This is a genomic window from Veillonella dispar, from assembly GCF_937975875.1.
GTDB classification, from domain to species: Bacteria; Bacillota; Negativicutes; order Veillonellales; family Veillonellaceae; genus Veillonella; species Veillonella dispar_B.
On record NZ_CALJSP010000110.1, the window covers coordinates 1 to 11,549 of the forward strand.

General features: G+C 38.5%; 12 protein-coding genes and 1 other annotated feature. All 12 genes read right to left on the reverse strand.

Features of this window, described 5'->3' with window-relative positions; genetic code table 11:
- On the reverse strand, positions 1-106 hold a 106-nt coding region (locus Q7P05_RS05095; RefSeq protein ID WP_303930889.1), incomplete at its 3' end, for an SsrA-binding protein.
- Between the two features lie 8 nt (positions 107-114).
- The gene (gene rnr / locus Q7P05_RS05100) at positions 115-2,478 is read right to left on the reverse strand and encodes a ribonuclease R (protein WP_303930880.1); all 2,364 of its coding nucleotides are present in this window, start codon (positions 2,476-2,478) and stop codon (positions 115-117) included.
- Positions 2,479-2,533: 55 nt separating this feature from the next.
- Positions 2,534-2,770, reverse strand: a complete 237-nt coding sequence (gene secG / locus Q7P05_RS05105) for a preprotein translocase subunit SecG (RefSeq protein ID WP_004695991.1) — start codon at positions 2,768-2,770, stop codon at positions 2,534-2,536.
- A gap of 5 nt (positions 2,771-2,775) precedes the next feature.
- The gene (sigH, locus tag Q7P05_RS05110; protein ID WP_004696966.1) at positions 2,776-3,450 is read right to left on the reverse strand and encodes an RNA polymerase sporulation sigma factor SigH; all 675 of its coding nucleotides are present in this window, start codon (positions 3,448-3,450) and stop codon (positions 2,776-2,778) included.
- A 72-nt stretch (positions 3,451-3,522) separates the two neighbouring features.
- The gene (locus Q7P05_RS05115; RefSeq protein ID WP_004697429.1) at positions 3,523-4,056 is read right to left on the reverse strand and encodes an NYN domain-containing protein; all 534 of its coding nucleotides are present in this window, start codon (positions 4,054-4,056) and stop codon (positions 3,523-3,525) included.
- Positions 4,057-4,058: 2 nt separating this feature from the next.
- Positions 4,059-4,790 carry a 23S rRNA (guanosine(2251)-2'-O)-methyltransferase RlmB gene (gene rlmB, locus Q7P05_RS05120; protein WP_060924287.1) on the reverse strand — a complete coding sequence of 244 codons (732 nt, stop codon included), beginning with the start codon at positions 4,788-4,790 and terminating at the stop codon, positions 4,059-4,061.
- Position 4,791: 1 nt separating this feature from the next.
- Positions 4,792-5,268, reverse strand: coding sequence for a Mini-ribonuclease 3 (locus tag Q7P05_RS05125; protein WP_105093843.1), 477 nt, complete (start codon positions 5,266-5,268; stop codon positions 4,792-4,794).
- A complete protein-coding gene (gene cysS, locus Q7P05_RS05130; protein WP_303880947.1) occupies positions 5,258-6,706 on the reverse strand; it encodes a cysteine--tRNA ligase in 1,449 nt (482 codons plus the stop codon). Before cysS ends, Q7P05_RS05125 begins: the two co-directional genes overlap by 11 nt.
- 49 nt (positions 6,707-6,755) lie before the next feature.
- Positions 6,756-6,961, reverse strand: a binding site (T-box leader).
- A gap of 157 nt (positions 6,962-7,118) precedes the next feature.
- Positions 7,119-8,090, reverse strand: a complete 972-nt coding sequence (locus tag Q7P05_RS05135; protein ID WP_303930882.1) for a bile acid:sodium symporter family protein — start codon at positions 8,088-8,090, stop codon at positions 7,119-7,121.
- Positions 8,091-8,205: 115 nt separating this feature from the next.
- Positions 8,206-9,675: a glutamate--tRNA ligase gene (gene gltX / locus Q7P05_RS05140; protein WP_303930883.1), complete on the reverse strand. Its 1,470-nt coding sequence runs from the start codon at positions 9,673-9,675 to the stop codon at positions 8,206-8,208.
- 2 nt (positions 9,676-9,677) lie between these two features.
- Positions 9,678-10,853 (reverse strand): 2-C-methyl-D-erythritol 4-phosphate cytidylyltransferase, encoded by a 1,176-nt coding sequence (gene ispD, locus Q7P05_RS05145; protein WP_303930885.1) that lies wholly within the window; start codon positions 10,851-10,853, stop codon positions 9,678-9,680.
- On the reverse strand, positions 10,837-11,549 hold a 713-nt coding region (locus Q7P05_RS05150; protein WP_303930887.1), incomplete at its 5' end, for a PIN/TRAM domain-containing protein. The genes Q7P05_RS05150 and ispD, both read right to left, overlap by 17 nt.

Below are 11,549 nucleotides of genomic sequence, written 5' to 3' on the forward strand. Positions count from 1 at the left end.
CAGTACCTGTCAAAGCAATACCGGCTGCATAGGTTTCATGAATATTAAAATCATGACGCGCCTTACGATTATCAGCAATAAGAGATGGACTAGATTGTTTTGCCATATATACCTCTATCGTTTACGTTTACTTTTAGATTTCTTAGATTGACTACGCTTAGTCGTTTTAGTAGACTTCTTACGACTTGATTTACCTTTACTAGATTTTTTACTGAAAGCATCGTATCTAGAATGACCAGATTTATTACTATCACGTCGTGAAGATTTTTTACTGGATTTGCCTGAAGATTTACGATCTTTACGACTACCAAAGCTATTGCGACTAGTTGCATAGTCAGAACCATTGCGCAATTGTTCTTGTATAGCCATTAGATTATTGACTTCACCTAGTACAAAGTCGATTTGTTTCTTTTCTACATCGGCTTTTACTAATGTAACAGTTACCTTTTCACCTAAATGATAGGTTTTACCTGTTCTCTTGCCTACAAGCACAAAATGTTCTTCATCGAAGAAATAGTAATCATCGTTCATCATGCTCATATGCACAAGACCATCGATACCGTTTTCTAATTCTATAAACATCCCAAAGGATGTAATACTAGAAATAGTTCCTTCAAAGACTTCCCCTACAAATGGAACCATATATTGTGTCTTTTTAAGATCTACTGTATCTCGTTCAGCCTCAGTAGCTACTTGCTCCTGTATAGAAGAATGTTCAACAGCTCCAGCTAAGAATGCTTCATCTACATCGCGTTTAGAATAGCCATTTTCCCAATGCATATCGGCTTTTAAAAGGCGGTGAACCATTAAGTCTGGATATCGTCTAATAGGAGATGTAAAATGCGTATAACATGTGGATGCCAAGCCAAAATGACCCACATTGTTGGTACTATATTTAGCTTGCTGCATGGAACGCAAGGTCATAATTTGAGCTACTTGCTCAATATCTTGACCCTTTACTACATCTAAGATTTTTTGGAAATCTCTTGGTGTTACACCATCAGCACTAAGGACGAGATTTTGCCCCAAGTAATTTAATACCTTTTGGAATAAATCTAACTTTTCTTCACTTGGGTTCTCGTGAATACGATATACCGATGTACGGTGTGTATGCTCTAAATGTGTAGCCACTGTTTCATTGGCAATGAGCATACATTCTTCGATAAGTCGTTCCGCCATGGTACGATCTCGTTTTACAATACGCAACGGTGTACCATCATGATCGAGTAATACTTTATATTCAGGGAAATCAAAATCTAAAGCACCTCTACGACGACGCATTCGATTCAAAATCTTAGAGATTTCTGCCAAATCATGCAGCATAGGCATAAAGTCGTGTAAGTCATGAGGAATAATATTTTCCTCTAAGGCCTTATAGACCTCTTTATAGCTACAACGACGTCCTACATGGATAATAGATGGACGTATACGATAATTTGCAACCTTACCATCTTTATCTATTTCCATCATACACGTCATAGCATAACGGTCTTCATGAGCATTTAAACTACAAATGCCGTTAGATAGGACCTCAGGTAACATCGGTACTACACGATCTACTAAATACACAGATGTACCGCGTTTATAGGCCTCATTATCAATGGCCTGTCCGGATACTACATAATGACTCACATCTGCAATATGTACACCTAACTCATAATTACCATTTGGTAATTTTCGGCCACTCACAGCATCATCTAAATCTTTTGCATCTTCTCCATCGATAGTGACCATTTGTAAGTCACGAAGATCCCAACGGGCAGGGTCTTCATGAATAAGGGTATCAATTTTCTTGCTCGCTTTGATAACATCATCGGGGAAATTAAATGGAATCTTATGATTAGCCATGATACAGTTAATATCAAGACCTACATCGCCCTTATAACCAAGAATTTCAGTAATAACACCTTCTGGCTTTTTATCGCCTTCAGGCCATTTAGTGATTTTCACTAATACCTTTGCGCCACTACGAGCATCTAATGTATTTTTTAAATCTACAAAGATATCAGTCCCAATTCGCTCATCATCAGGGATAACAAAGCCAAAGTGTTGTTGTCGGTCATAGGTACCTACTACAGTTTCATTAGCTCGTTCAATAACATCAACGATGACGCCTTCTCGTTTATGCTTTGTATAGTTAGACGGTACAACGCGAACTCGAACCTTATCATTGTGCATGGCAGTCCCTTTATTTTGTTCTGCTACATATATATCTTCATCTTCAGGCATAATGACAAAGCCAAAAGACTTACGATAGCCCTTATAAATACCTTCATATTCTTCATGTTGTTGCTCTGCATATTGATATACATCAGGTCGCGAAGATGTTAATACCCCTTCTCGAGCAAGCATTTTTGCAGAACGAATAAACATCTCAAGATCTTTACCTCCACGGATGTGGTTATCCATGGCAGCATCTTCAATATGATATGCATGTGGTTGTATAGATTTATAAAAGTCTAATACTTTCTTCTTCAAATTTTCACCTCCTCATTTGGTAAAAAGAAAAAGCCTGCAAAGCAGGCTTTCATCATTAGAATTGATTAATCATTGCCCCTAACACTAAGCTCAACACAGCAAAGATAATCCCCAATATAATCGTACATTTAGATAAGAAAGCGTCTAAACCGCGTTGCTTACCACCAAAAGAAGAGTCTGCCGCACCAGATACAGCACCGCCCATGCCTGCGTTTTTGCTATTCTGTGCAACAACTACTACGATTAATAAAATAGATACGATTACTTCTACAATCATTAAAAAATTTGTCACGACTGTCATCCTTCCTGTGTGGCTCTTGGAGAGTCCAAAACCCGATGTTCTAAATACTTCTCTAATTTACGTTTAACCCTTTGTAACGCATTGTCTATAGATTTGACACTGCGATCAGTGACCTCAGCCATTTCTTGGTAAGAACGTCCGTCTAGATATCCTTCCAAGACCTCCCACTCGAGTTCACTTAAAATATGACCAATATTGCGCTCAATATCATCCAATTCCTCTTGGCTGATAATAAGGTCCTCAGGATTGGTAACCTTTGCTGAAGATAGCATCTCGATCAATGTACGCTCTGATTCCTCTGTATAAACTGGTTTGTTTAAAGATACATAGGAATTTAAAGGTGCATGTTTTTGTCTAGTAGCCGACTTAATAGCCGTAATAATCTGTCTAGTTATACAAAGCTCCGCAAAAGCTCTAAAGGACGCCAATTTATCATGTTTAAAATCCCGCGTAGCCTTATAAAGACCAATCATCCCTTCTTGAATGATGTCTTCACGATCTGCACCTACTAAAAAGTAAGAACGCGCCTTTGCACGAACAAAGTTTTTATATTTATTAACAATATAATCGATTGCAAACTCATTTTGCTCTTCTTGAGCTATGACCACAACTTGCTCATCGGTCATTTCTTTGAAATTGTAATCGGGCTTGCGTGTATGAATTGTGTTCATATGCTCCTCCTTACAATTGAGCAGAAAAACCAATATATTCATTATACTGGAACTATATGTGATTTTCAACTATCAATGGCCACGCCGTAATTTCTCTAGCTTTTCAGCTACTTCTGGAGATAATAACCCTCCTACTTCATTACGTCGCAAGCTAAATTGATCTCGTCTATGTTCATGAGCATATTGTAATCGTTCCTCTTCCTTAGCTATACGAATCATATTTTGTAATTCTCGAGCTGGAATGCGTAAGCCTCCAGATCCAAGAATTTGATTTTGTTCAGCTCCATCAGAGGTCACAACATATACATTGGTGTATTTACCTTTTCGCAAAAACACCTCTCGCTCAATAAAGGAATCCGCCGTTTCCCCGTCCTCAGTATACACTTCGAGGAAGCCGCTCGTAATAGCCTCTACAGAACCACCAGATTTTGTATATTTACCATCAAACACAAGGATAACTTCATAACCCTTGAATTTTCCGTAATTCAACAATCTATCTCGAAGCTCCATACGGGCATGTTCTAATGATTCATGAGCGAGTTTCTTTAGATGAGTCCAGGCGAATATCACATTATATCCGTCTACAATTAAAATATCTTTTAGCATAATTATTTCGCTTGGCGCTGACGCACAGCTTCATACATAAGAACAGCAGCAGCCACAGATGCATTCAAAGAATTTAAATTTCCATACATAGGAATGGTAACGAGGAAATCACATGCGTCTTTCACAACGCGACTAATGCCTTTCCCCTCATTACCAATGACGATAACAGTAGGGATTGTCATATCTGCCTCGTATAAAGTGCGATCCCCTTCCATATGAGCGCCCATAACCCAAAAGCCTTGTTTTTGAAGTTGTTTGATGGTTTGAGCTACATTTCCAACCTGCACTAGAGGAATTTGTTCAATAGCACCGGCTGATGTTTTAGCAACTGTCGCATTAATAGGTGCATTATGTCGCTTAGGAATGAGAACAGCCGTAGCCCCCACACATTCAGCAGTACGAATGATAGCCCCCATGTTATGAGGATCCTCAACGCCATCTGTCAAAATAAGCAAAGGTACTTCATGATTCGTCTCTTGTAGCACTTCACCTAATTCTTTAAATTGAACGGCAGAAACAAGAGCTATAACACCTTGATGTGGTACCTCTAAATCATATTTATTCATTTGTTTGATAGGCGTTGGACGTACTTCAATACCTTGAGATTTAGCAAGACCAACAATATCAGCTAGACCAGTTTTAACCTTATCTTCACTGACCATAATGCGTTGAATAGAGCGGCCGCTTCTAAGGGCCTCTTTAACTGCATTGCGACCTACAATATAATTATCCATACTACATACCTCGTAGAGTTATTGAAAAGGCTTGCTTCATAACATCTTGTAATCGCTCATCTTGACGCGTTTCATAAAGAAATCCCAGTACTGCTTCAAAGGCGGTACTACTACGATATTCTTGAACTGAACTGCTTTTCGGTACATTTACATTACTATTTCTAGCACGTCGTGCAATAGCTTGTTCTTGTTCTGTAAAAGTATCCTCTATTTCTAGCAATGCCTTCGCTTGTGACTTAGCACAAATAAACTCAGTAACAATTGTGTGCAATACTTGCACCTTCGTTATATTCATTTGTACCACTCGTTCACGCACATACATGGAGTATACGGCATCACCAATATAGGCAAGCATAACTGCATCTGTACTAAGGCATTCCTCTATAGTTCTTTTACGCAAACGAAGCGGCTCTTGTTCAAGAGCCGTCAACTTTTTTATCGCTTCATTCTTTAAGAATTGAAATTGTTTAAATTTCACGTTTTTTCCACCGTGCACCTTGAGGAGAATCCTCAATAGTAATACCGATTTCAGCCAAACGATCGCGAATACAATCAGCTAGTGACCATTGTTTTTGATCACGACACGCTTGACGTACAGACAAGATAACCTGCATTAAATCTTCATATTCATCAGCATTGGCACCTGTGTTGCCTTCCCATGCTTTTTCAAGAATACCAATAACCTCTGTCATGAACTTGAAGATACGTTTAACCTCAGCAATTGCTTCTTGGCAAACAACGCCTTCACGGCCTGTCACAGCTTGGTAATAGATGTTGATTTCTTTAGCAAGACCAAACATGCTAGATGTAGCTAAAGCAGTATTGAAATCATCACTCATTGCTGCTTCGAATTCTTCTTCATACTCTTTAGCTTTTTCTAATAAATGTTGAGCCTCATCACAAGGACCTGGTTCACATTTTTCAAGGTACAATAGATTTTCAATAGCAGTGCTTAAACGTTCTAAGGATTTATTTGCTTCTTCTAAACGTTCATCAGAGAAATCTAATGGACTGCGATAATGTGTGCTCAACAAGAAGTAGCGCAATGCGTCTGGACTATATTGTTCTAAAATATCTTTTACCAAGAAGAAGTTATTCAAGGATTTAGACATTTTTTCAGAATTGATAGTGATGAAACCATTGTGTAACCAATAGCGTACAGATGGATGTTGACCAGAGCAGCCTTCAGATTGAGCAATTTCATTTTCATGATGTGGGAAGATCAAATCACTACCACCACCATGGAAGTCAAATTCTGTACCTAAGTACTTTTGGCTCATGGCAGAACATTCAATATGCCAACCTGGACGGCCATTACCCCAAGGACTTTCCCAATATGGTTCGCCTGGTTTTGCAGATTTCCATAATGCAAAGTCCATAGGATTTTTCTTACGACCATCAACTTCGATACGAGCACCAGCTTCCATATCATCTAAGGTACGGCCAGATAACTCGCCATAATGTTCAAATTTATCAACGCTATAATATACATCACCATCGAGTTCATAGGCATAGCCTTTTTCAATCAATGTAGAGATCATAGCAATAATATCTTCGATATGTGTAGAAACACGTGGATAAATATCAGCACGTTGTACACCAAGGGCATCCATTACTTCAAAATAGCTGTCGATATAACGATTTGCAATAGTATCCCAAGATACGCCTTCACCATTGGATGTATTGATGATTTTGTCATCCACATCAGTAAAGTTTTGAACATATGTTACTTTATAGCCTACATGTTTCATATAGCGACGAATTACGTCCCAAGTTACAAATGGACGTGCATTGCCAATGTGAGGATGGTTATATGGTGTAACACCACATACGTACATCTTTGCTTCACCTGGTGTTACAGGGTTGAACACCTCTTTTTGGCGCGTCATAGTATTATAAACTGTAATTTCTCTCATCGTTACCGATGCCTCCATCTTCATAAAATAAAAAAGACCCCTCATCTCATACAGAGACGATGGTCCGCGGTTCCACTCTGTTAGGTACCAATGTAGTACCCACTCATCGCATAACGGCACGTCACCGGACAAACCTACCTATAATCGGAATGTCAGCTCGTGAATGCATTTCGTCCACCTATCCTTGAACCCTCCCACCATCGGTTCTCGCTAAAAAGTTAGTTGTAGAGTACTTCTTTCAGTCTTAGCTTTTAGTATTAAATCTATATTCAGATATAGAGATATTGTATCAATTATCCTATAAAATGTCAATGAAAACAAGAAAACCCTCATCTTTCAATATATCCAAATAATGTATTAAACATGCAGATTTCGGATATAAATTTGAAAGATGAGGATGAGGAATTAACGATTAAGCATTTTCCAATTTTTCTTGATCATCATGTTTGCGGCAAATACCTGCAAAGATAGATCCTGTAAAGTTATGAATAATAGAGAATACTGCACCTGCTACTGCCGCTTGAGGAGTAAAATGTTTAAGTGCTAAGGATACGGATAATGCAGAATTTTGCATTGCCACTTCGATTTGCATTGCACGACGAGAAGAAACATCGATGCTTAACGCTTTACATACAAAGTACGTTACTACATAACCACTCACATTTTGTACTAAGCACGCTACGAAAATGATGAAACCAGTTTCAGCAATTTGTTTTTGGTTCACCGCAGTAACAGCAGCCAAGATTAACAATACTGCAATAGCCGCAATTGTTGGGCATACATCTTTAACTGGTTCAATCTTAGAACCGATGAAATAATTCAATACGATACCTAAGATAATTGGTACCAATACGATTTTTACGATAGAAATAAACATCGGCATAAATTGAATTTCAATGGAAGATGTAGCACCTGCATAGAGTACAACGAATAAAGGTGTCAAAATTGGAGCCAATAATGTAGAAACAGTCGTTGCAGATACGGATAACGGAACGTTACCATTTGCAAGGAATGTCATAACATTAGAAGCAGTACCACCAGGACATGCACCTAACAAGATGAATCCGATACCAATTTCTGGTGGGAAATTGAAGATTAAGGCTACCAAGAAACCTGCTAATGGCATCCATAAAAATTGGATAACAGATACGAGGATAACTTTCATCGGTTGCTTAAATACATCAAGGAACACTTGAGCTGTTAATGTTAACCCCATGGCAAACATTACAAATTGTAGCATGTACGCAATGTACGGCGTCATCCAAGAAAATACAGTTGGTAATAAATACGCTAACACTGCCATCAATAGCACTATCCATGAAAGATAACTATTGAATAAGTGGTTAAGAGAACGAATAATACTCATAAAAGCACTCACTTTCATAATAAATAAAAATAAAAGACGCCGATTATTATAGCATTTCTATTGAATAATCTCAATATACATAAAAAAGCTCTCATAACCATAGCTATGAGAGCTTTTAAATTAACTGATATTACTATTTTGTTAAAGCACTTACATTATCTAAACGATGTAAGCATTTTTCTTTGCCAAGCAATGTAACAATATTATTTAAATCCGGACCATGCATTTGACCTGTTAAGGCAACACGGATTGGCATAAATACGAATTTACCCTTCAAAGCAGTTTCTTTCATAACTGCTTTAATTGTTGCTTTTACAACATCAGGCGTAATTTCATCAAGTTCAGCCAATGCATTGCGGAATGCGCCGAGAACTGTTGGAGCTGTTTCTTCATTCAATACAGCACGCAATTCCTCTTCGTGACCTTCTTCAAGGAATACAGTTTCACCCATGAACATGCCTACATGATCTTTAATTTGGCCACCATAGCTAATATGATCACGGAATGTAGAGCACAACAATGTCAACCAATCAATATCCGCTTGATTTAAGCTATCTGGAGCTAAACCAACCTCTTTCAAATGAGGTAAGCAAAGATGGAATAACTCTTCATCGCTCAAGTTTTTCATGTAGTGGAAGTTGATATGGTTCAATTTATCAATATCGAATACAGCAGGATTTTTAGCTACGCGATCCATGGAGAAGGCTTGAATCAATTCATCTTGTGTGAAGAATTCTTCTTCCCCTTCTGGAGCCCAACCAAGAAGCGCCAAGAAGTTTACAAGTGCTTCTGGCAAATAGCCCAATTGTTTGTATTGTTCAACAGATGTAGCACCATGGCGTTTGGACATTTTTTTGTAATCTTTGCCAAGAATCAAGGAAATGTGACCGAACTTAGGTACTTCCCAGCCTAGTGCTTCATAAATAGCCATTTGACGTGGTGTATTAGATAAATGTTCCTCTGCACGAATAACGTGAGTAATGCCCATCATATGATCGTCCATTACTACCGCAAAGTTATATACAGGAATACCATCGGATTTAACGATAACGAAATCACCTACACCGTTGGATTCAAAGGATACATGACCACGTACCATATCGTCGAATGCATATGTTTTATTCAAAGGAACGCGTAAGCGGATTGTTGGTTTACGACCTTCTGCAATATATTTAGCCTTAGTTTCTTCGTCCAAGTGTTGGCAATGACCGTTATATTTAGGTGTTTCGCCACGATCCATTTGTTCTTGACGAACAACATCTAATTCTTCTGGTGTGCAGTAGCACTCATAAGCTTTGCCTTCGTCTAATAAGCGTTGTGTTACTTCTTTATATAAATCGAGACGTTCTGTTTGACGGTAAGGGCCATTGTCGCCACCTACATCAATACCTTCATCCCAGTTCATGCCAAGCCATTGTAAGGAAGCTTTGATATTTTCTTCACTTTCACGTGTGGAACGAGCCAAATCTGTATCTTCAATACGCAATACAAATGTGCCTTTTTCCTTACGTGCTAATAGCCAGTTAAACAAAGCAGAACGAGCACCACCAATATGGAATGGACCCGTAGGGCTTGGAGCAAAACGAACTTTCATGGAACTCATGATTATACCTCTCCTTCATATACAGAAACGACAGCTTGTGCAGCAATGCCTTCACGGCGCCCGATAGCACCAAGCATTTCATTTGTTGTCGCTTTAATACTAATACGTTCTAATGGTATTTCTAAAACAGATTGTAAGTTAGCCTTCATCGTGTCGATGTGTGGTTTTAACTTAGGTGTCTCCGAAATAACCATAATATCTATATTATAGGCTTGTAACCCACGTTCTTTCAATAAGGAATTAACCTTTTCTAGTAAAAGCATGCTAGAAATCCCTTTATACTGGTCATCTTCAGGCGGGAAATAATATCCAATATCTCGTAGACCTGCAGCACCTAACATAGCATCCATCAATGCGTGAATGAGAACATCCGCATCGGAATGACCATCAGGGCCGAGTTCAGATTCGATATGAACACCGCCAAGAATACATGGGCGACCTGCTTTTAATTGATGAATATCATAACCAAATCCAACGCGCATACGTGTATCCTCAATTCCTAAATATCGCTTAGCTACTGCAATATCATTTGGTGTTGTCACTTTAATATTACAATAATCCCCTTCAACTATATGCACAGACTTACCTACATACTCAACTAGTGATACATCATCAGTACCAAGATATTTTGTTTCATATGCTGCTTGATGAGCCTCTACAAATAATTCTTTTTGAAAGCCTTGTGGCGTTTGAATTTGGTATAGCTCACTGCGCTGTAATGTTTCTAGAACATTATGGTCCGTATCAACTCGTTTAATGGTATCCGTAGCCGGAACACCTACAGTAGCCGCACCGTAAGTATTAGCCGCGTCAGCAACATTATTAAATAGTTCTGTAGAAGCTAATGGTCGCGCTCCATCATGAACAAGGACAATATTGATATCCTCTGATACAGCCTGTAAGCCACATGCTACAGAGTCTTGACGCTCTTTTCCACCCAGAACTATCTGAACGGGAACAGTCAAATCCAACCCTTGTAAATGTTTTGTCATATATTCTTGTTCGCCTTCGGCTACAACAAGAATAATCTCTTTCAAGCCATCAACATTTGCTACATTTTGCAATGTACGCTGAATAATAGAGAATCGACCTAAAAGGATAAATATCTTATTTTCTTTGTACCCCATGCGACGCCCTGCACCTGCGGCGAGAACAATACAACTAATTACCTTGTCCATTTTGTCCTCCATCTACACGAGCAAAGATCATGCGACCAGCACTAGTTTGTAATATGGATGTAACCATTACCTCTACAGTTTGACCCACATAAGGTTTACCATCTTCAACAACAATCATGGTACCATCATCGAGATAAGCAACACCTTGGTGTACTTCCTTACCTTCTTTCATAATTTGCACGCGAATCCATTCACCTGCAATGAGGGCTGGTTTAAGTACATTAGCAAGCTCATTAAGATTAAGTACTTCAATACCTTGTACACGAGCTACCTTATTTAAGTTGAAATCATTAGTCATCAACTTCCATTGCTTATCTAAAGCGAGGCGCATCAATTTAGAGTCAACTTCTGTAAGATCATCATAATCATCTTCTACCACTTCAATGGCTACCTTTTTAGCATCTTGCATCTCTTTCAAAATATCGAGGCCACGACGACCGCGATTTCGTTTTGTAGCATCAGCAGAGTCAGAAATAATTTGTAACTCATTCAATACAAAAAGGGGAACCATTAGAGGGCCTTCAATAAATCCTGTATTACATAGTTCCTTAATACGTCCATCAATAATAACAGATGTATCTAGTAGTTTTGGTGTGCTCGTAGTTTTATCAGATTTATGAGTAGAGAACATTTTAAAACGACTAGTCTTTTTATTACCATCTCCGCCCCATTGTTGTACATAATTATTGTACATTT